This is a genomic window from Burkholderia plantarii (assembly GCF_001411805.1).
GTDB classification, from domain to species: domain Bacteria; phylum Pseudomonadota; class Gammaproteobacteria; order Burkholderiales; family Burkholderiaceae; genus Burkholderia; species Burkholderia plantarii.
In genome coordinates, this window is record NZ_CP007212.1 from 1,782,179 (window position 1) to 1,803,787 (window position 21,609).

The window sequence follows — 21,609 nt, forward strand, 5'->3', positions numbered from 1 at the left end:
AACTCGACAGTGATTGCAAAGAAAATTTTATTTCAGATGGAAATGGAAAATTTATTCCATTTCGATGGCGAACTCCCTATACTCGGCTCACCACATCGGCATCGGCCCGGTGTCGCGCGGGCCTCGCGCGGCGCGGCCAGGGAGCCGCACATCATGGACGAGACACCGCAATCCGACACGCCTGTCGACGCGCTGCTGCAGCGCATCACCGAGGCCTACGACATGCTGCCGCGGCAGCTGAAGCGCATCGCCTCGTACATCGACGAGCATCGCGCGAACGTGATGATGGATCGCACCAGCGACATCGCCGAGCGTTGCGGCGTGCATCCGTCGGCGGTGGTGCGCTTCGCGCAGCGTTTTGGTTTCTCGGGGTTTTCCGATCTGCAGGCGGTGTTTCGCGACGCCTACACGGGCCAGAATCCGGCCGGGCAGAGCTACCGCCAGCGGATCCGTTCGCTGATCGACGACCGGCGCGGCGCGCTGTCGGTGCCGGCCGTCGCGCACCAGTTCATCGACGCCTCGCGCGCCGGGCTCGACGAACTCGCGGCGGGACTCGACGACGCGCAGTTCGACGCGGCCGTGTCGATGCTGGAGCAGGCCGACAACATCTACGTGATCGGCGTGCGCCGCTCGTTCCCGGTGGCGAGCTACATCGTCTACGCGCTGCAGCACACGGCGCGGCGCGTACACCTGGTGTCGGGGCTCGGCGGCATGTACCGCGAGCAGATCCGCAGCGTCGGGCGCGGCGACGTGGTGGTCGCGATCAGCTTCGCGCCCTACGGCAAGGAGACCCAGTACTGCCTGCGCGCCGCGCGCCACAACCATGCGAACACGCTCGTGATCACGGACAGCCGGCTCTCGCCGCTGGTCCGCGAGGCGAGCGCGCATCTGCTCGTGAAGGAGGGCAGCGCGTTTGCGTTCCGCTCGCTCACGAGCACCATCTGCCTGTGCCAGGCGCTGTTCATCGCGCTCGCGTACCGGCTCGAACTGAACGTGGAAGAAGTGAAGGACACTGGAGGATACGATGACTGAAGCAGTGCCGACGATCGACGTCGCCGTGTTCGGCGCCGGACGCATCGGCCGCATTCATGCGGCCAACCTCGCGCGCCAGCCGGGCGTGCGGCTCAAGTACGTGATCGACGTGGACCCGGCCGCGGCCGCCGCTCTGGCGGCCGAGCACGGCGCGCGGGCGGCCGACGCGGACAGCGCGTTCGGCGACGCCGCGGTGGGCGCGAGCGTGATCTGTTCGAGCACCGACACGCACGCGGACCTGATCGAGCGCTCGGCCGCGGCGGGCAAGCACGTGTTCTGCGAGAAGCCGGTCGATCTCGCGCTCGAGCGCGCGCGGGCCTGCGAGGCGGCGGTGGCGCGCGCCGGCGTGGTCTGCATGATCGGTTTCCAGCGCCGCTTCGATCCGACCTTCGAGGCCGTGAAGGCGCGCATCGACGCGGGCGAGGTGGGCGCGCCGGAGATGCTGGTGGTGACCAGCCGCGATCCGGGCGCGCCGCCGGCGGCCTATCTCGAGCGCTCGGGCGGGATCTTCAAGGACATGCTGATCCACGACTTCGACATCTTCCGCTGGATCCTCGACGACGAGGCCGAGACGCTGCACGCCACCGGCAGCTGCCTGACCGACCCCGCGGTGGCCGAGGCCGGCGACATCGACGCGACCGCGGTGACGATCCGCACCCGCGCCGGGCGGCTCTGCCAGATCAACACCTCGCGGCGCGCCGCCTACGGCTACGACCAGCGCTTCGAACTGCTCGGCAGCGGCGGCATGCTGCAGGCCGGCAACCTGCGGCCCACCGAGGTGACCGCCTACACGGCGCGGGCCGTGTCGAACGATCTGCCCGAGGCGTTCTTCCTCGAACGCTACCGCGCCGCCTACGCGCGCGAGATCGCGCATTTCTTCGCGGCGCTCACGCGCGGCGAGCCGGTGCGCACCACCATCGCCGACGGCGTCAAGGCGCTGGAGCTGGCCGAGGCGGCCACGCGATCGTGGCGCGAGCAGCGCGTCGTGCGGCTCGCCGACTCCGCCGCCGCGTCCGCCTGACGGAGGCCACGATGAACGCTTCCCCTTCGCCGGCCGGGCCGGTGCGGATCGGCATCGCGGGCCTTGGCCGGCTCGGCCGCCGCCATGCCGGGAACCTCGCGCGGCGCGTGCCGGGCGCCGTGCTCGCGGCCGCCTGCAGCCCGGTGGCCGAGGAATGCGCGTGGGCGCGCGAGGCGCTGGAGGTGCCGCGCATCCACGCGGATTTCGCCGCGCTCGCGGCCGATCCCGAGCTCGACGCGCTCTGGCTCGTCACGCCGTCCTCGCTGCACGCCGAGCAGATCGTCATGGCGCTGCGCGCCGGCAAGCACGTGTTCTGCGAGAAGCCGCTCTCGCTCGACCTGGCCGAGTGCGAGCGCGTGATCGCCGAGGCCGACGCGCGCCCGCATCTGCAGGCCACCATCGGCTTCATGCGCCGCTTCGATCCGAGCTACCGCGACGCGTTCGGGCGCGTGGCCGCCGGCACCATCGGCCGGCCGTTCCTGGTGCGCTCGCAGACCACCGACCAGAACGATCCGGACGGCTTCTTCGTGCGCTTCGCGCCGAGTTCGGGCGGGATCTTCCTCGACTGCTCGGTCCACGACATCGACGTGGCGCGCTGGCTGCTCGGCCGGCCGCGCGCCACGCGCGTGTTCGCGGCCGGCACCATCGCGCTGCACGACGGGCTGCGCGCCTGCGGCGACGTCGACAACGGCGTGGCAATCTGCGAATTCGAGGGCGGCGCGCTCGCGATGTTCTACGCTTCGCGCACCATGGCGCACGGCAACGACTCGCACTCGGAGGTGATCGGCACGGCGGGCGCGCTGACCATCGGCCGCAATCCGCGCGCGAACCGCGTCGAGATCCACGACGCCACCGGCATCCGCAACACCTGCACGCCGACCTTCTTCGACCGCTTCGAGGAGGCGTTCCTGATCGAGGCGCAGGCGTTCGTGGCGGCCGTGCGCGACGGCACCGACTCGGGCGGCGCGACGCTGGCCGACGCGCGCGAGGCGACGCGCATCGGCCACGCGATGCGCGAGGCGCTGGCCACCGGGCGCGCGGTCGAGCTGTAGGCGCGTGCGCCGCGCCAACCTCCGGCGGGCCGGCACGCGGCGGCGCGCTGCGGTAAAATCGCGGCTTGTTTCCGCGCCTCGTCGGGCGCGGGCGCGTCATACGAAGGTCGATAGCCGATGGAAGTTCACAAGGAAGTGGATGCGCGCGGGCTCAACTGTCCGCTGCCGATCCTGCGCGCCAAGAAGGCGCTCGCCGACATGGAGAGCGGCCAGATACTGAAGGTGCTCGCCACCGATCCCGGCTCGCAGCGCGACTTCGCCGCGTTTGCGAAGCAGACCGGCAACGAGATCGTCGAATCCTCGACGCAGGACAAGACGTTCGTGTTCCTGATGCGCCGCCGCTGACGCCGCCGCCGGCCGCGATGCCGCCGCCCGGGCCTTGCGCCCCGGCGGCGGTTTTCTTTTGCGCCGCCGCCGCGCATGCCAGCCCGCTCCGATTCGACGAAACGCCGGCAATCGCCAGGCAGCTGCCTGCATCCCGGCATTCGCGCGACGGCTTAACGCGATTCGCCGCCACTGGTCGGTCATCGTTCGTCATTCCACCGAAACGACAATGCCGCCAGCAATGCGCGCGGGAGTTTTTAAATAAGTGCAGAATTGATCGCGGTTCGGCCGGATCGACTGGCGCGCGATTTTCACGGACCGCCGCGTTCGGCGAAAGGCGTTGCCGGGCGCGGGATCGGCGGGAATGGTAGCACCCTGATAATTGTCATTTTTTGAAATAAGTCGGACATGAAAGTCGCATGACAGGCGATGCAAGAAAATCGTCGATGTGTTATTCGCTATGCGTGCAATTGAATTGTCGTGGTTTTGTCGACGATTATTAGCAATCTGACAATTCTTGAACGACATTTGATAGGCCACTGTTTATACTGCGTTGCAATGGCAGGCATGCGCATTCGGCCGACGCTATCGTCATATCGCGACGTGCCGCGCGCAGCGGCGCCGCATCTGGGAGAAACCATGTTTTTCAGGCCCGGCACGGTCCGGATACCATTCGCGTTCCGCGGCAGGGCGCGCGAGCGATTGCGCGTGATGCAGCGTATCGGGCTCGATCCGGCGCGCGACCTGCATGCACGGGCCGCGCTCGAAGCGTATGCCGATGCCTGCGCGGCCGAGATGCCGTGGCTCGCCGAATGGCTGCGCGAGGTGCTCGGCTCGCCGGCGCCGGCGCTGACGCGCTGCGCACCGACCGTGCTGCGCGTGTTCGATCTCGCGCAGGCATGGGCGGCCGGCCAGCCCGACTACGCGCGCGGCGCTTGGGAACATGTGCGCGGCCAGTTGCTGGCCGCGCTGGCCGGGGCTCGCGACGCGCCGGCCGGCGACGGCTGGCCCGGTCACGGCTCGCCACGGCCGGCGCCGGGCGGCAACGAATCCGGCGAGCGCGATACCGATACCGGAACGACGGTGCTGGCACCGTCCGTCAGGCGCCGCTGAGCTGGCCTCGCCCGGTGGCGACATCCCGGTGGCTTCGATCGTGACTTCGATGATGCGTCCGCTGACGAGCCGGGCCATCGCCACGACGGCCGCGTAACGCGCGGAGCAGGGGCGCTTGCAAGGCGTCTTGATGACGTACGGCCAAATTTTGAGAAAAGCGGCGATCCGGACACAATAGCGAACGGACGCCGCTTTGCGGCGGTCCTGCCGGTTCGATGCCACGGCTGGCAGGCGATTCGCGCGATCAGGCGCGGAACGCGGAACGGTTTCCCGCCGAGTCCGCATTGCGGGGTGTTATGAGAATTGCTGTATTGGACGACGACGAGTCGCAAACGGACTTCGTCAGCCAGACGCTGACGGAGGTCGGCCATACCTGTTATGCATTCAGCGAGGGCAAGGCGCTGAAGAAGCGGTTGCAGCGCGAGACCTTCGACCTGCTGGTGCTCGACTGGAACGTGCCCGACCTCTCCGGCGATGAGCTGTTGAAGTGGGTGCGCGAGAACCAGGTCGAACATCGCCTGCCGATCATCTTCATGACGAGCCGCGACGACGAGGCCGGCATCACGGAGATCCTCAACGCCGGCGCCGACGACTACGTCGTCAAGCCGGTGTCCGCGCCGATCCTGCGGGCGCGCATCCACTCGCTGCTGCGCCGCGCCTATCCGGCCCACAACGAGGCGGCGATCCGCGAGTTCGACGCCTACCGCTTCGACACCACCCTGAAGCAGGCCTTCGTGGCCGAGCAGCCGGTCAACCTCACGCAAAAGGAATTCGACCTCGCGCTGCTGCTGTTCCAGCACGTCGACCAGCCGCTCTCGCGCGCGCACATCCTCGATCTGGTCTGGAAGCAGGCCACCGACGTGCCGTCGCGCACCATGGACACGCACATCTCGATGCTGCGCACCAAGCTCGCGCTGCGGCCCGAGAACGGCTATCGCCTCGCGCCGATCTACGGCTACGGCTACCGGCTCGAGCGGCTGCAGCAGGGAACCGCCGAGTGAGCGCGGCCCGGCTCGCGACCCGTCGCGCGATCGCGGCGGGCTGGCTGGCGCTGGCCGCCGTCGGCGCCGCCACGCATACCGTTCGCGCCGCCTCGCGCTTGCCGGGTGCCGGCGGCGGCTCGCTGATGAGCCGCGCGACCGGCGGCACGGCCCACACGATCGCGACGGTGCCCTACGTGACGAACGAGGGCGACACGCTCTACGAGATCTCGACGCGTTACCTGCAAGGCCCCGACGACTGGCGCCTGGTGGCGCGCCTGAACGGCGTGCCGGCGCCGAAGCGGCTGCGGCGCGGCGTGGTGATCCGCCTGCCCGCCGCGCGGCTGCGCCGCGAGCGGCTGACCGCGCGCGTCATCGCGCTGCACGGCGCGGTCGAGCGCGCCGGCCGCGACGGCGCGTTCGCGGCGCTCGGGGCGGAGGCCACGCTGAGCGAGGGCGACCGCCTGCGCACCGGCCACGACGGCTTCGTCACGCTGGAGCTGACCGACGGCACCCACCTGAGCCTGCCGCCCGACAGCCAGATCGACGTGGCGATGCTGCGCCGGACCGTGCTGACCGACGTATTCGAGCGCGAGCTCGAACTGCGGCGCGGCTCGGTGGACAGCGAGGTCACGCACCTGAAGAAGCCCGACGACCGCTTCCAGATCCGTTCGCCGTCGGTGGTGGCCGGCGTGCGCGGCACGCACTTCCGTGTCGATTACGACGCCGACGGACAGGCGCTCACGCGCGTCGAGGTGCTCGACGGCACGGTCGGGGTCGAGCCCGACGCGCCACGCGCCGGCCGGCGCCGCGCCGCGAAGCCCGGCGCCACGCTGGTCCACGCCAATTTCGGTAGCGTGACGGGCGCCGACGGGCAGGTGGGCGCGCCCGTGCCGCTGCTCGACGCGCCGCGGCTCGCGAAGCCGGGCAACGTGCAGGACGACGCGCAGGTCGGGTTCGAGATCGTGCCGCTCGACGGCGCGCGCGCCTATCGCGTCGAGCTGGCGAGCGATGCCGGCTTTCTCGACCTGTTGCGCGAGGTGCAGTCCGATGCGCCGGGCGTGCGTTTCGCCGACCTGCCCGACGGCAGCTACTTCGTGCGGATCGCCGCGCTCGACGCGAACGGGCTCGAGGGGCAGGGGCGCGTGTACGGCTTCGAGCGGCGCCGCTTCGGGCTCAGCACCGAGGCCGGCCCGGCCGCCGACGGCTACGCGTTCCGCTGGAACCCGGGCGGCGCGACGGCCGCCGTCACGCACTACCGCTTCATCCTGTCCGCCTCGCGCGAACTGGCCGATCCGATCGTCGACCAGCCGGGGCTGACCGACGCGCGCATCGTGGTCGCGCATCTGCCGCCCGGCGACTACTACTGGACCGTGATCGCCGAGCAGTTCGTCGACGGCCGCTTCTACGACAAGGCAGGCGCCGTCAACAGCTTCACGCTCGCGCGCTGAGCCGGCCGATGAAGCCCGAACCCGGCTCCCGGCGGCGGCGTCCTCCCGGCCGCCGCTTCCTCGTCGAGTGGCTCGCGATCGGCGTGCTCGGCGTGGCGGCCGTGCTGGCCGGCGTGGCGTGGCAGGCCACCGCGAGCATCGACCGGCTGATCTACGACCATCTGCTCGGCGCACGCCGCCTCGCGCCCGACCCCGACATCGTGGTGGTCGAGATCGACAACGCCAGCCTCGAACGGCTCGGCCGCTGGCCCTGGCCGCGCAGCGTGCATGCGCAGCTGCTCGGGCGGCTCGCGCATGCGCGGCCGGCCGCCGTCGTCTACGACGTGCTGTTCATCGAAGCCTCGCCCGACGACGCGCAACTGGCCGCCGCGCTCGCGCGCGTGCCGACCTGGCTGCCGGTGCTGCTGAGCCCCGAGGGCGAGACCGGCGCGCGCGAACTCACGCTGCCGGTGCCGGCGCTCGCGGCGCATGCGGCCGGCATGGGGCACATCAATTTCGAGGTCGATCCGGACGGCATCGTGCGCAGCGTCGCGCTGACGGAAAGCGACGGGCGGCGCGACTGGCCGCAACTGATGCTGGCGGCGTCGCGCGGTATGGCGCGTGATGGGGCGGCGGTGTCGGCGCCGGCTTCGGCATCGCTGGAAAGTGGGCCGGCGGGGAGCGCGGCTCGGGCCTCGGCTTCGGCCGCGATGGCGGCGTCGTCGATCCGGCCGGCCGCGGCGCCGGCGGGCGCCATGCCGCTCGCGTCGGCGTCCGTCGCGTCGGGCCCGGCGCCGTCATCGGGCGCGTCACCGGCGGCGGTGCCCGGTGCGGCGGCCCCGGCGCACGCCGCGCTGCCGGCGCCGTCATCGGGCATGTCCTCCGCGCCGCCCGTGCCCACGTCGCGGTTCGCGGCCTCGCTGCCGGGCGGCCGCTACCTGATCCCGTTCAGCCGCGGCACGCCCGCCTATCCGTCGTATTCGCTCGCCGACGTGCTGGCCGGCAAGGTGCCGGACGCGGCGCTGCGCGGCAAGGTGATCGTGGTCGGCGTGACGGCGGCCGGCCTCTACGACCGCTTCGCCACGCCGATCTCGGGCGAGTTCGGCCCGCTGCCGGGCGTCTACCTGCATGCGAACGTACTCGACATGCTGCTGACGGGCCGCGCGATCTCTCCCGTTTCGCGCGGCTGGCTGTTCCTCGCCTCGCTGCCGCCGCTCGCGGCGCTGCTGGCCGGGATCCTGCTGCTGTCGCCGCGGCGCGCGCTGCTGCTGGCGCTGTCGGTCGCGGTGCTGTCGGTGGCGGGCAGCGCCGCGCTGCTGTCCGGCGCGCGGCTGTGGCTCACGCCGGCGCCGGCGATCCTCGGCCTGATCGTCGCCTATCCGACCTGGAACTGGCGGCGCCTCGAAATGACCCTGGCCTACCTGCGCGCCGAACTCGAGCGGCTCGCCGCCGAGCCGCACCTGCTGCCCGAGGCGCCGCGCGCGTCCGGCGCGCGCGCCGAGTTCGGCGGCGACGTGCTCGAACGGCAGATGAACCTGATGGCGCAGGCCGCGCAGCGCGTGCAGGACATGAAGCGCTTCGTCTGGGACAGCCTCGACAGCATGCCCGAGCCGATCTTCGTGACCGACGTGGCCGGCGTCGTGCTGATCGTCAACCACGCGGCCCGGCACTACTGCGCGCGCCTCAGGGTGGCCTCGCCCGAGGGCCGGCCGCTGCAGGCCGCGCTCGGCGAGCTGGCGTTCGTGAAGACGGTGGCCTGTCCCGAGCGCGAGCCGGATCTGCGCGCCGCGTGGCCGGCCGCGCTCGACCCGACGCGCGGCGAGTCGCCGGCGCTGCTGGCGAGCGGGCTCGAGGTGCGCGATACCGACGGCCTCGACCACCTGCTGCGCTACGCGCCGTGTACCAACGCCGAGGGCCACGCGATCGGCTGGATCGCCGGGCTGGTGGACGTGACCGCGCTGCACGCGGCCGAGCGGCAGCGCGAGGAAGCGCTGCACCTGCTGTCGCACGACATGCGCTCGCCGCAGGCCTCGATCCTCGCGCTGGTGCGCACCGAGCGGCAGCGCCATGACGCGCCGCCGCCGGCGCAGCGCGAGCTGCTGGACCGCATCGAGCGGCACGCGCAGCGCGCGCTGACGCTCGCCGACGAATTCGTGCAGCTCGCGCGCGCCGAGTCGCAGACCTACCGCATCGACACCGTGAATGTCGCGGACCTGCTGATCGACGCGAGCGACGAGGTCTGGCCGCAGGCGCAGGCCAAACGGATTCGCATCGACACCGCGCCCGGCGAGGCGCCGTGCTGGATCGGCGCGGACCGCTCGCTGATGACACGCGCGCTCGTGAACCTGCTGAACAACGCCATCAAGTACAGTCCGGCCGACACGCTGATCCGCTGCACGCTCGCGCTCGCGGAGGCGCCGCCGCGCGTGACCTGCACGATCCGCGACCAGGGCTACGGGATCGCGCCCGAGCATCAGCGGCATCTGTTCGAGCGGTTCCGCCGCTTTCATGGGAGCGAGCGGCCCGAGATCGCCGGCGCGGGGCTCGGGATGGTGTTCGTGAAAACGGTGGTGACGCGGCACGGCGGCAGTATCGCGGTGGACAGCGCGCCCGGCGTCGGCACCGCGATCTCGATCACGCTGCCGCGGCTCGCCGACGAGGCGGCATGAAGGGGCACCAGCAACAACGGGCGATCACGAACGGCGGCGACGCGAGATGCGCACGCAGGCAATCAACCGGCCGCCCGGCGGCCAGCCAGGAGAGCAGCAATGAAGACGAGACGGGCGCGCGCCGCGGGCGGGCTGGTGATGCTGGGCCTGCTGGGCGCCTGCGCGGCGCCGACCACCGGCGTCAGCGTGCAGGCCGGGCAGGGCGGCCTCGCGGGCGAGCGGACCTACGGCTTCGTGCGCACCGATGCGCAGGCCGGCCAGGCCGGCTACGCGCGCGTCGAGACGCTGGTGCGCGACGAGCTGGCGCGGCAGGGCTATCGCGAGCAGCCCGAGGGCGCGCGTTACCGGCTCGCGATCGCCTATGCGACGCAGCCGGCCGGGCTGGCGGTGACGGCGCCGGACTGCGGGGCGGGTGGAACGAGCGGCACGGCGGCGTGCGCGGCCGGCCCCGGCGGCCCGCGCGCGGATGGCTCGGCACCGTTTGCGCTGCCGTTCGCCGGCCCCGTCTATCGGCATCTGCTGACGCTGCAGTTCGTCGACCGGCAGAGCGGCGAGACCGCGTATCAGGTCACCTCGGCCGCGCGCGACCGCGACGCCGATCCGCTCGCCGCGCTGCCGACGCTGGTGCGCGGCGCGCTGGCGAAGCTGCCGTTCGACGGCAGCGGCGGCTGGGCGGTGACGATGAAGCGCGGCGCGGCGGGTGCCGTGCCGACGGTGGAATCGATCGAGCCGCTGCGCTCGCGCTGAGCGCGCGCCGGCGCCGGCAAGCGGACAAGCGGGCGGGCCGCCAAACCCTGCCGCGCCGTGCTTCGCGGGCCGCCCGCAGGTCGCCCGCGGAATCGGCATTTTCGCCGTATCGAGCATCGTTTCGTTCAATCGCCTCGCGCCGCCGCCACGGATACTGAACCTGTTGCGCGGCGAATCCGGCACGCTACCGCCGGCCTGACGTCACCGGCCCCGACGCGCAATCCGCCGCGCCCGCTTCGCGGGCGCCAGCCATCCATCGTCGCCGTCCCAGTCCCGAGGTGCTTGATGCAGGAAGATCCCCTGGTCCGATCCGTTCGCCGCAAATTCAGCCGCACGCTCACCGCGACCATCAACGATGCGCCGACCTATCCCGCGGTGCGGGTCGCCGTCCTGAACGCGCTGTCGGAGCTGTGGGGGCGACTCCTGTCGCTGGTCGACATGGTGCGCGAGGACCTGCGGCTCGATCCGGCGCAGCCGCTGCTGCGTTTCTACATGAAGGGCGGCAACGCGTTCGAGTGCGTCATCAATCCGATGGGGCCGGCCGCCACGCAGAACGGCGGCGGCAGCTCCGACTGGGACACGCAGATCGTGGTGGACCCGTGGGCGCCGCTGCCGCTGCAGAACTATCTCTATGCGCTGGTGGAGGACCTGATCCTCGACGCCTTGCGCAACTGCGCGAGCGAGATCGCGAGATGGAATCCGGAAATCGTCTCGCCCGAGGAACTGTTGTACCAGGAGAGCGCGGCGGCGCCGGTGTACCGCTACATGGTCGAGCTCGACGATCCGCAGACGATCCGCCAGGTCTTCGACCCGAAGCGCATCGGCCTGTGGCTCAACACCTCGCGCAAGCTGAGCGACCGCACGATGCCGGGCGCCGCGCTGCCCGGCCTGATCTTCAACGAAGGCATCGAGCCGTTCCTGCTGTTCCGGCTCGGCTACACCTGGCACGCGCGGCCGCTCGACTGGCCCGCGCCGGCCTTCCCGGGCGCGGCGCTCGGGCCGACGATCGAGCGCCCGCTGCTGATGGAACTGATCGACGTGACGCTGCCGCGCCGCAATACCGTCGAAGCCGTCGAGGTCTGGGAGGACCTGGAGTCGGGACATGTGCAGATCGACCCCACGCCCGTTTCGCTGCAATACCTGGGCACGATCCACACGGTGCTGCTGCCGCTGCCGTCGCTCGACTATCACTTCGACGAGCAGGCGCTGATGCTGAGCGAGGTGGCCGCGGGCGTGTCGCGGAGCGTGGACAAGGTGATGTCGCGGTTCACCCGTCTGGCGCAGATCTACAACGGCGCGGCCCCGCCCAAGCAGCTCGACTACCAGGGCGTGATGGCGGCGATGGCGGGCGTGACGGTGGCGCAGCTCGGCGTGCTGCCGGCGCCGGTGGCTGCGGTGACCGGCATACTGGGCGCTCACGGCGCGGGCGCGGTGCTGGCCGCGGCGCCCGGCACGCCGCAATACCTGGCGCTGAGCATGATGTACGTGATCGCGGCCCGGCAAATCCAGTATCAGGGCGAAGCGTGCCTGGCCGGCCGCCAGCTGCTGAACCAGATCATCGGCATGCTGCCGTCGACGGCGATCGCCGAGGCCGCCGCGAGCGACGATCTCGCGCTGTATTCGACGGTGGTGCGAAACGGCTATCTCGACAGCCGGCGCTTCCCGGCTTCCGGGATCGACATGTCGGCGTGGCTGCGCGTGCAGAACCCGGCGCAGCTCGAGGACACGGCGCAACTGCTGCGCAGCAACCTGCCGCGCTGGCTGGGCGACTTCGCCGCGCAGGCCGCCAACGTGCCGCCGAATCCGACCGAGACATGGATCACGCGGACGTTTTTCGGCAAGATTCTGCGCGTCGAGCTGCGCTATCACACGACGCTGCGCTCGGCCGGCATGAGTCGCGAGGCGACGCTGGTGGTGTTCGCCGACGACCGCGCGGTCAGCGTCATCACGCTGACGGTGGCGACGCCGGGCGAGGCGCCGTTCCTGCCCGATCCGCTGCTGCCCGAGGTCCTGCTCGTGTCGGTCGTGGATCAGGCGGAGCAGCGCAAGGTGTCGGCCGCCGTCATCAAGGATTTCTGCATCCGCGACGCGCTGGCGAAGCAGCTGAAAATGCTCGAATGGCTGTTCCCGAGCATCTGGCGGCCGCAGTTGTAAGGTGCGTCGGGCCGCGCCGGGGCGGGGCGGATGCCGTAGCAAAGCGCCAACAAAAAGCGCCGCATGGGCGGCGCTGGAAAGACGGCCCGCGTCGCGGGCGCCTCGATCATGTCGGCGGCGGTATCGCCGCCGCGCTCACGCTCACACCGGCGAACCGGTGCCGCGCTCGCGCAGGTACTGCTCGAACTCGTCGCGCACTTCCGGGTGGCGCAGCGCGAACTCGATGGTGGCCTTCAGGTAGCCGAGCTTGCTGCCGCAGTCGAAGCGCGTGCCTTCGTACTTGTACGCCAGCACCTGCTCGTCGGCCAGCAGCGCCTGGATGCCGTCGGTCAGCTGGATCTCGCCGCCCGCGCCCGGCTGGATCGTGCGCAGGTGATGGAAGATGCGCGGCTTCAGGATGTAGCGGCCCACCACGCCGAGGTTCGACGGCGCCACTTCGGGCGCCGGCTTCTCGACGATCGCCGACAGCTTGATGATCGAGTCTTCCCACTCCTTGCCGTCGACGATCCCGTAGGACTTCGTATCGGCCGGCGGGATTTCCTCCACGCCGATGATCGAGCTGTGATAGTGGTCGAACACGTCCACCATCTGCTTCATCACGGGCGGCTGGCCGTCGAGCAAGTCGTCGGCGAGGATCACGGCGAACGGGTTGTCGCCCACCAGCTTCTCGGCGCAGAGCACGGCGTGGCCGAGGCCGAGCGCCTCGGGCTGGCGCACGTAGAAGAAATCGACGTTGGCGGGCTTGATGCTGCGCACCAGATCGAGCAGCTTTTCCTTGCCGCGCGCTTCGAGCTCGGCCTCGATCTCGTAGGACTTGTCGAAGTGATCCTCGATCGCGCGCTTGCTGCGACCGGTGACGAAAATCATTTCCGTGATGCCGGCCGCGATGGCTTCCTCGACGGCGTACTGGATCAACGGCTTGTCGACGACGGGCAGCATCTCTTTCGGGCTCGCCTTCGTCGCCGGCAGAAAGCGGGTGCCGAGACCGGCAACCGGGAATACCGCCTTAGTGACTTTCAGCATGATCGACCTTTTATCCTGGGGGTTGATTCGTCCTTGCCTGCCCATGGTGATTGGGCTGGCACGGTCTGTGCAAGAGGGCTTACCGATTGTTACGACGCCGGCAAGCGTGCCCGCTGGGCGGCCAGCTTGTCGAGCGTATCGCGGAATTCCGCCACCCGCTTCTGTTCCTGTTCGACCACCGCCGGCGGGGCTTTTGCGACGAATGCCTCGTTGCCGAGCTTGGCCTCGCACTTGCGGACCTCGTTCTCGAGCCGCGTGATTTCCTTCGACAGCCGCTCGCGTTCGGCCGCCACGTCGATCTCGACCTTCAGCACCAGCTTGTTCGCGCCGACGATCGCGATCGGCGCGCCCTGCGCCTGCGCGTCGAGCGTCGCCTCGTCGGCCACGATCGTCACTTCGGAGAGCCGCGCGAGCGCCTTCAGGTACGGGGCGAACGTGGTCAGCCGCTCGAGGTTGCCGGTGGCGAGCAGCGGCACGCGCGTGGCGGGCGAGAGATTCATCTCGCCGCGCAGGTTGCGGCACGCGTCCACCACGGCCTTCAGCTCGGCCGCCCACTGCTCGGCCGCGTCGTCGAGCTTCGCGAGATCGGCGGCGGGGTACGTCTGCACCATCAGCGAGGCCTCGCCCTCGGCCCGCCCTTCCGGGTAGCGGCCCGCGAGCGGCGCCACCTTCTGCCACAGCGCCTCGGTGATGAACGGGATCACCGGATGCGCGAGGCGCAGCACCGTTTCGAGCACGCGCAGCAGCGTGCGGCGCGTGGCGCGCTGCTGCTCGGGCGTGCCGTTCTGGATCTGCACCTTCGCGAGTTCGACGTACCAGTCGCAGTATTCGTCCCACACGAACTTGTAGATCGCGTTGGCGATGTTGTCGAAGCGGTAGTCGTCGAAGCCCTTCGTGATCTCGGCCTCCACGCGCTGCAGCAGCGACACGATCCAGCGGTCGGCGGCCGAGAAATCGAGGTAGCCGCCCGGGCCGCAGCCGCCGTCCACGCACGGCTGCGGCTTGTCGCGCCCGCAGTCGTGGCCTTCGCAGTTCATCAGCACGAAGCGCGTGGCGTTCCAGAGCTTGTTGCAGAAGTTGCGATAGCCCTCGCAGCGCGCGAGATCGAAGTTCACGTTGCGTCCGAGCGTGGCCATCGAGGCCATCGTGAAGCGCAGCGCGTCGGTGCCGAACGCGGCGATGCCGTCCGGGAATTCCTTGCGCGTCTTCTTTTCGATACTCGCGGCCTGCTTCGGATTCATCAGCCCGGTGGTGCGCTTGGCGACGAGTTCCTCGAGCGCGATGCCGTCGACGATGTCGATCGGGTCGAGCGTGTTGCCCTTGCTCTTCGACATCTTCTGGCCTTCCGCGTCACGCACCAGCCCATGCACGTAAACGGTGTGGAACGGCACCTTGCCCGTGAAGTGAGTCGTCATCATGACCATCCGGGCAACCCAGAAGAAAATGATGTCGAAGCCGGTCACGAGCACCGAGGAGGGCAGGAAGTGCTGCAACTCGGGCGTCTCGTTCGGCCAGCCGAGCGACGAGAACGGCACGAGCGCCGACGAGAACCAGGTGTCGAGCACGTCCTCGTCGCGCCGCAGCGCGCCGGCATAGCCCCTGGCCGTGGCCTGCGCGCGCGCGTCGGCCTCGCTGCGCGCGACGAACACCTCGCCGTTCTCGCCGTACCAGGCCGGGATCTGGTGGCCCCACCAGAGCTGGCGCGAGATGCACCAGTCCTGGATGTTCTCGAGCCATTGATAGTAGGTGGTGGTCCAGTTTTCCGGCACGAAGCGGATGCTGCCGTCGCGCACCACGTCGAGCGAGACCTCGGTGATCGACTTGCCCGGATGGAACGAGCCTTCCGGCGCCGGCTTCGTCATCGCGACGAACCACTGGTCGGTCAGCATCGGCTCGATCACCACGCCGGTGCGGTCGCCGCGCGGCACCATCAGCTTGTGCGGCTTGACGGAATCGAGCGCGCCGGCCGCTTCCAGATCGGCCACCACGCGCTTGCGCGCCTCGAAGCGGTCGAGGCCGCGATAGGCCTCGGGCGCGTTGTCGTTGATCTTCGCGTCGAGCGTGAGGATCTCGATCTGCGGCAGGCCGTGGCGCAGGCCCACCTGATAGTCGTTGAAGTCGTGCGCGGGCGTGACCTTCACCACGCCGGTGCCGAACTCGCGATCGACGTAGTCGTCGGCGATGATCGGGATCTCGCGGCCGGTGAGCGGCAGCCGTACCGACTGGCCGATCAGGTGGCGGTAGCGGTCGTCCTCGGGATGCACCATCACGGCCACGTCGCCGAGCATCGTCTCGGGGCGCGTGGTGGCGACCGTCAGGTGGCCGGCGCCGGAGGCGAGCGGGTAGCTGATGTGCCAGAGGCTGCCGTCTTCCTCCTCGCTCGCCACTTCCAGGTCCGACACCGCGGTCAGCAGCACCGGGTCCCAGTTGACGAGGCGCTTGCCGCGATAGATGAGGTCCTGCTCGTAGAGCTGCACGAACACCTCGCGCACCACCGACGACAGCTTGTCGTCCATCGTGAAGTATTCGCGGCTCCAGTCGGTGGATGCACCAATGCGGCGCACCTGGTTCGTGATCGTGGAGCCTGATTTCTCCTTCCATTCCCAGACGCGCTCGACGAACTTCTCGCGGCCGAGATCGTGGCGCGACACCTTTTGCGCGTCGAGCTGGCGCTCGACCACGATCTGCGTGGCGATCCCGGCATGGTCGGTGCCCGGCACCCACAGCGTGTTGTCGCCGCGCATGCGGTGGTAGCGGGCGAGGCCGTCCATGATCGTCTGGTTGAACGCATGGCCCATGTGCAGCGTGCCCGTGACGTTCGGCGGCGGCAGCTGGATCGCGAAGTCGGGACGGTCGGGGTCGAACGTCGGCGCGGCGTAGCCGCGCTTTTCCCACTCCGGCCCCCAGTGGGATTCGATGGTCTGGGGCTCGAAACTCTTTTCAAGCGTGCTGTCGCTCATGGTCGGGATTGGCTCTGAAAATGCAGAATTGATGCGGAAACCGTCAATTATAAATGGATGCGCATCGCACCGGGCGTGCGGTACCTCAGTGACATGCGGCATCGGCGCCGCCCGGCGGATTCACCACGCAGCCGCGCCGCGCCCGGCGCCGGGGCGCGGCGCGGGGGAGCCCGCCGGCCTCGCCCGATCGCTCGCGGCCGCACGCGGCCCGGCATCGACGCGCCGCCGTTCTATAATGGCGGGCCCATCGCGCCGCGCGGCCGTGCCCGGCCCCGCGTGCCTCATGCCTCTTCGTCCGTCTTGCGCTTTATGCCCGATCTGTTAGCGAACCTGAACCCCGAACAATACGCCGCCGTCACGCTGCCGAACGAGCCGGCGCTGATTCTCGCCGGTGCGGGCAGCGGCAAGACGCGCGTGCTGATCACGCGGATCGCGTGGCTGATCCAGCACGGCTACGCGTCGCCGCCCACCGTGCTGGCCGTCACCTTCACCAACAAGGCCGCGCGCGAGATGCTCTCGCGCCTGTCGGCGATGATGCCGATCGACACGCGCGGCATGTGGATCGGCACCTTCCACGGCCTCTGCAACCGCATGCTGCGCGCGCACTATCGCGATGCCGGGCTGCCGCAGACGTTCCAGATCCTCGACACGGCCGACCAGCTCTCCGCCATCAAGCGGCTGATGAAGGCCGCGAACATCGACGACGAGAAATATCCGCCGAAGAACGTCCAGTACTTCATCAACAACGCCAAGGAGCAAGGGCTGCGCCCGGACAAGGTCGAGGCCAACGACAGCTTCAACCGGATGTTCGTCGAGCTCTACCAGGCCTACGACCAGCAGTGCCAGCGCGAGGGCGTGGTCGATTTCCCCGAGCTGCTGCTGCGCTGCTTCGAGTTGCTGAGCTTCAACCCGGCGCTGCGCGCGCACTATCAGGCGCGCTTCCGGCACATCCTGGTCGACGAGTTCCAGGACACCAACAAGCTGCAGTACGCGTGGCTCAAGCTGCTGGCCGGCGAGCAGAACGCGATCTTCGCGGTCGGCGACGACGACCAGTCGATCTACGCGTTCCGCGGCGCGAACGTCGGCAACATGCGCGACTTCGAGGACGAGTTCCGGGTCCGCAACCTGATCAAGCTCGAGCAGAACTACCGCTCGCACGGCAACATCCTCGACGCCGCGAACCACCTGATCGCCCACAATTCGCGCCGGCTCGGCAAGAACCTGCGCACCGAGGCGGGCCACGGCGAGCCGGTGCGCGTCTACGAGGCGGCCACCGATTCGCAGGAGGCCGGCTGGATCATCGAGGAGATCCGCTCGCTGATCAGCGGCGGCATGGCGCGCAGCGAAGTGGCGGTGCTCTATCGCAGCAACGCGCAGTCGCGCGCGATCGAGCACACGCTGATGACGGCCGGCATCGCCTACCGCGTCTACGGCGGCCTGCGCTTCTTCGAGCGCCAGGAAATCAAGCACGCGCTCGCCTACCTGCGCCTGATCGACAACCCGAGCGACGACACGGCGTTCGCGCGCGTGGTGAATTTCCCGACGCGCGGGATCGGCGCGCGCTCGATCGAGCAGCTGGCCGACGCGGCGCGCCTGCACGACTGCGCGATGGCGGCCGCGATTCCCTACGTGACCGGCAAGGCCGGCACGAGCCTCGGCGCGTTCGCGAACCTGATCGCGAAGCTGCGCGCCGAAACCGCGCAGATGAGCCTGCCGGAGACGGTCGAGTACGTGGTGCGCGCGAGCGGCCTGGCCGATTTCTACCAGGGCGAGCGCGAAGGGCAGGACCGCCTCGAGAACCTGCAGGAACTCGTCAACGCGGCCGCCGCGTTCGTCAGCGAGGAAGGCTACGGGCTCGACACGCCGGCGCGCTCGATCCCGCTGCGCCCGGGCGCGAGCGCCGCGCCCGAACTGGCGGCGGGCGACGAGGCCGACGCGGTGCTGGCGCCGGCCGGCCTCGACGATCCGTCCCAGAACCCCGACACCATGACGCCGCTCGCGGGCTTCCTCTCGCACGCCTCGCTGGAGGCCGGCGACAACCAGGCCCAGGCCGGCCAGGACGCCGTGCAGCTGATGACGGTGCATGCGGCCAAGGGGCTCGAATTCACGGCGGTGTTCATCACCGGGCTCGAGGAAGGCCTGTTCCCGCACGAGAACAGCGCGCTCGAAACCGACGGACTCGAGGAGGAGCGCCGGCTGATGTACGTGGCGATCACGCGCGCCAAGGAGCGGCTCTACCTGTCGTTCGCGCAGAGCCGGCTGCTGCATGGCCAGACCCGCTACAACATCCGCTCGCGCTTCTTCGACGAGCTGCCGCAGCAGGTGCTGAAGTGGCTGACGCCGCAGGTGGAGGCCGGCAGCCGCTGGGGCGGCCGCGCCGACAACGCCGGCTGGGGCCGCAACTGGTTCGCGCGGCCGGGCGGCGGCAACGGCGGTGGCGGCGGCTCGCGCGACGCGGTGGTGGACGCCGCCGTGACGGCGCCGCTGCCCGCGTTCGCGAACGCGCAGCGCGCGGCCGGCAACGGCTTCAAGGTCGGCCAGCCGGTGTTCCATACGAAATTCGGCGAGGGCACCGTGACGGCCCTCGAAGGTGAAGGCGCGGACGCGAAGGCGCAGGTCCGCTTCAAGCGCCACGGCGAGAAATGGCTCGCGCTCGCGGTGGCGAAACTCCAGGCAGTGGAATGACGACGATGCAGATGCACTACGACAGGAAACGGCCGCTCGGCATTCTCGCCGCGCTGCCGCAGGAACTCGGCGATCTGGTGGCCCGGATGCAGGCCGAAGGCGTGGTCGAGACCACCACGCTTGGCCAGCGCGAATACCACGTCGGCACGGCCTGGGGCGTGCCGTGCGTGGTGACGCTGGCGCGCGTCGGCAAGGTGGCCGCGGCCACCACCACAACCGCGCTGATCCATCGCTTCAACGTGCGTGCGGTGGTGTTCGCGGGCGTGGCGGGCGGCGTGGCGCGCGAGATCGCGGTGGGCGACGTGGTGGTGGCGAGCCAGCTGCTGCAGCACGACCTCGACGCCTCGCCGATCTTCCCGCGCCACGAAGTGCCGCTGCTCGGGGTGACGCGCTTCGCCGCCGACGCGGCGCTGTCGGCCGCGCTGCGCGCCGCCTGCGACGGCTTCGTGGCCGAGCGCGGCGCCGAACTAAACGAGCGCTTCCGGCTGCGCGGCGCGCGCGTGCATGGCGGGCTGATCGTCAGCGGCGACCGCTTCGTCTCGAGCGAGCACGAGGTGGCGGCGCTGCGCGACGGCGTGCCGGACGCGCTGGCCGTGGAAATGGAAGGCGCGGCGCTGGCCCAGGTCTGCTACGAGTACGGCGTGCCGTGCGCGGTGGTGCGCACCATCTCCGACACCGCCGACGACCACGCCACCGCGTCGTTCACGAACTTCCTGACCGAGATCGCCGCGAGCTATTCGTCGGGCATCCTGCAGCGCTTTCTGATGGCGCTGGCCGCGCCGCACGCCACGGCGGGCGCGCAGCCGGCCTGAGCGCGCATGCCGCCGGCCGCGCTCGCGCGCCGGTTCGGGCAAGTCCTCGGGCAATCCAGTGTCCGGTCCGCCTGGCGTTCGCCGAGCGATGCAAAAACGGCGCGGGCGGGATCGTTCCCGCGCCGCGCCGTTTTCACGACTTCCGGCGACAGCCAATCAGTCCGCGCCGTCAGGCGGCGCGCCTCGCCGCCTTTTTCCCTTCCACGTCGGGCAGCAGCACCGTCAGCACGCCGAGCAGCGGCAGGTACGCGCAGAGCTGGTAGACGTAGCTCACGCCCTTCACGTCGGCGAGGTCGCCGAGCACGGCCGCGCCGATCCCGCCCATCCCGAACGAGAGCCCGAAGAACAGGCCCGCCACGGTCCCGACCTTGCCGGGAATCAGTTCCTGCGCGTAGACGAGGATCGCCGAGAACGCCGAGGCCAGCACCAGCCCGATGATCACGGTCAGCACGCTGGTCCAGAACAGGTTCGCGTGCGGCAGCGCGAGCGTGAACGGCGCGACGCCGAGGATCGAGGTCCAGATCACGTACTTGCGGCCGATGCGGTCGCCGATCGGGCCGCCGATCACGGTGCCGGCCGCCACCGCCGCGAGGAAGATGAACAGGTGCAGCTGGGCGGTCTGCACGCTCAGGTGGAACTTGTCGATCAGGTAGAAGGTGAAGTAGCTGTTGATGCTGGCCAGGTAAAAGTACTTCGAGAACACCAGCATCATCAGCACGGCGAGCGCGAACGCGACCTGCCGCGACGACAGCGACGCGTGGCGCGTGCCGGCCGCCTTCTTCTGGCGCGCCGGCTGGCGCTGGTACCAGCGGCCGATCTGGGTCAGCACGACGATCGCCACCAGCGCGGCCACCGACACCCAGGCGATGCTGTGCCGCCCGTGCGGGATGATCACGAGCGCGGCGAGCAGCGGCCCGAGCGAGGAGCCGGCGTTGCCGCCGACCTGGAACAGCGACTGGGCGAGGCCGTGGCGGCCGCCCGAGGCCATCCGCGCGACCCGCGACGATTCCGGATGGAATACCGAGGAGCCGCAGCCGACCAGCGCCGCGGCCACCAGCAGTAGCCCGAAGCTCGGCGCGACCGACATCAGCAGCAGCCCCGAGAGCGTGAAGCCCATGCCCACCGGCAGCGAGAACGGCATCGGCCGCTTGTCGGTATAGAGCCCGACGAGCGGCTGCAGCAGCGAGGCGGTGATCTGGTAAGTGAGCGTGATCAGGCCGATCTGCGCGAACGACAGCGTGAAGTCGGCCTTCAGCATCGGATAGATCGCGAGGATCAACGACTGGATCATGTCGTTGAGCAGGTGCGAGAAGCTGATCGCGCCGAGCACCGGGTAATCGGTGCGCGCGGGGGCCGGCGCCGTGGCGGCGGGGGCGGTGCCGGTCAGGGACGGGCGGTTGTCGAGACTGGTTTGCATGAGTTGGGCGGACTTGATGCGCGGCGGGGCCGGCGGGTTCGTCGATTTTCGAGACAGTGACGGCAGTGTAAGTTGGCTCGCTCGAATTGTCAGGCCAAGTTTTATCTCGAATCGGCCATCGCGGCACGTGGCCGGCAACCTGCCCGGCAGGCCCGGGCCGTCGCGAGAGTGGCGGTCAAAAAAATCGGGT

General features: G+C 69.9%; 16 protein-coding genes. 12 read left to right on the plus strand and 4 right to left on the minus strand.

Annotated features, from left to right (window positions below; genetic code table 11):
* The first annotated feature begins 153 nt into the window (after positions 1-153).
* From bpln_RS07615 to bpln_RS07630, 4 genes are all read left to right on the plus strand, one after another.
* A complete protein-coding gene (locus tag bpln_RS07615) occupies positions 154-1,032 on the plus strand; it encodes a MurR/RpiR family transcriptional regulator (protein WP_042624653.1) in 879 nt (292 codons plus the stop codon).
* Positions 1,025-2,053 (plus strand): inositol 2-dehydrogenase, encoded by a 1,029-nt coding sequence (gene iolG / locus bpln_RS07620; protein WP_055138503.1) that lies wholly within the window; start codon positions 1,025-1,027, stop codon positions 2,051-2,053. Before bpln_RS07615 ends, iolG begins: the two co-directional genes overlap by 8 nt.
* Positions 2,054-2,064: 11 nt before the next feature.
* Positions 2,065-3,105 carry a Gfo/Idh/MocA family oxidoreductase gene (locus tag bpln_RS07625; protein ID WP_042624655.1) on the plus strand — a complete coding sequence of 347 codons (1,041 nt, stop codon included), beginning with the start codon at positions 2,065-2,067 and terminating at the stop codon, positions 3,103-3,105.
* A 117-nt stretch (positions 3,106-3,222) separates the two neighbouring features.
* Positions 3,223-3,450: a sulfurtransferase TusA family protein gene (locus bpln_RS07630; RefSeq protein ID WP_042624656.1), complete on the plus strand. Its 228-nt coding sequence runs from the start codon at positions 3,223-3,225 to the stop codon at positions 3,448-3,450.
* Between the two features lie 189 nt (positions 3,451-3,639).
* On the opposite strand, the gene bpln_RS35185 is transcribed toward bpln_RS07630, so the two are convergent.
* On the minus strand, positions 3,640-3,957 hold the full coding sequence (locus bpln_RS35185; RefSeq protein ID WP_123863466.1) for a hypothetical protein: 318 nt from the start codon (positions 3,955-3,957) through the stop codon (positions 3,640-3,642).
* 111 nt (positions 3,958-4,068) lie between these two features.
* On the opposite strand from bpln_RS35185, the gene bpln_RS07635 reads away from it, so the two are divergent.
* The 6 genes from bpln_RS07635 to bpln_RS07660 all read left to right on the plus strand — a co-directional run bounded on the left by bpln_RS07635 (position 4,069) and on the right by bpln_RS07660 (position 12,522).
* On the plus strand, positions 4,069-4,542 hold the full coding sequence (locus bpln_RS07635; RefSeq protein WP_080937272.1) for a hypothetical protein: 474 nt from the start codon (positions 4,069-4,071) through the stop codon (positions 4,540-4,542).
* A gap of 296 nt (positions 4,543-4,838) precedes the next feature.
* Positions 4,839-5,543, plus strand: a complete 705-nt coding sequence (locus bpln_RS07640; RefSeq protein ID WP_042624657.1) for a response regulator transcription factor — start codon at positions 4,839-4,841, stop codon at positions 5,541-5,543.
* Between the two features lie 50 nt (positions 5,544-5,593).
* Positions 5,594-6,973 carry a FecR domain-containing protein gene (locus tag bpln_RS07645; RefSeq protein ID WP_420807360.1) on the plus strand — a complete coding sequence of 460 codons (1,380 nt, stop codon included), beginning with the start codon at positions 5,594-5,596 and terminating at the stop codon, positions 6,971-6,973.
* A gap of 8 nt (positions 6,974-6,981) precedes the next feature.
* The gene (locus bpln_RS07650; RefSeq protein WP_055138505.1) at positions 6,982-9,621 is read left to right on the plus strand and encodes a CHASE2 domain-containing protein; all 2,640 of its coding nucleotides are present in this window, start codon (positions 6,982-6,984) and stop codon (positions 9,619-9,621) included.
* A gap of 99 nt (positions 9,622-9,720) precedes the next feature.
* Positions 9,721-10,368 (plus strand): DUF4136 domain-containing protein, encoded by a 648-nt coding sequence (locus bpln_RS07655; RefSeq protein ID WP_042624659.1) that lies wholly within the window; start codon positions 9,721-9,723, stop codon positions 10,366-10,368.
* A gap of 285 nt (positions 10,369-10,653) precedes the next feature.
* A complete protein-coding gene (locus bpln_RS07660; RefSeq protein WP_055138506.1) occupies positions 10,654-12,522 on the plus strand; it encodes a hypothetical protein in 1,869 nt (622 codons plus the stop codon).
* 141 nt (positions 12,523-12,663) lie between these two features.
* Here the strand turns inward: bpln_RS07660 and galU are convergent, their stop codons facing one another.
* A complete protein-coding gene (gene galU, locus bpln_RS07665) occupies positions 12,664-13,545 on the minus strand; it encodes a UTP--glucose-1-phosphate uridylyltransferase GalU (RefSeq protein ID WP_042624661.1) in 882 nt (293 codons plus the stop codon).
* An 89-nt stretch (positions 13,546-13,634) separates the two neighbouring features.
* Positions 13,635-16,505: a valine--tRNA ligase gene (locus bpln_RS07670; protein WP_055138507.1), complete on the minus strand. Its 2,871-nt coding sequence runs from the start codon at positions 16,503-16,505 to the stop codon at positions 13,635-13,637.
* A gap of 309 nt (positions 16,506-16,814) precedes the next feature.
* Between bpln_RS07670 and bpln_RS07675 the strand changes: the two genes are divergently transcribed.
* Positions 16,815-19,190, plus strand: a complete 2,376-nt coding sequence (locus bpln_RS07675) for a UvrD-helicase domain-containing protein (protein ID WP_042624663.1) — start codon at positions 16,815-16,817, stop codon at positions 19,188-19,190.
* A 5-nt stretch (positions 19,191-19,195) separates the two neighbouring features.
* Positions 19,196-20,002, plus strand: a complete 807-nt coding sequence (locus tag bpln_RS07680; RefSeq protein ID WP_080937274.1) for a 5'-methylthioadenosine/adenosylhomocysteine nucleosidase — start codon at positions 19,196-19,198, stop codon at positions 20,000-20,002.
* Positions 20,003-20,171: 169 nt separating this feature from the next.
* On the opposite strand, the gene bpln_RS07685 is transcribed toward bpln_RS07680, so the two are convergent.
* Entirely contained in the window at positions 20,172-21,419 is a 1,248-nt protein-coding gene (locus bpln_RS07685; RefSeq protein ID WP_042624665.1) for an MFS transporter, read from the minus strand.
* Positions 21,420-21,609 lie beyond the last annotated feature (190 nt).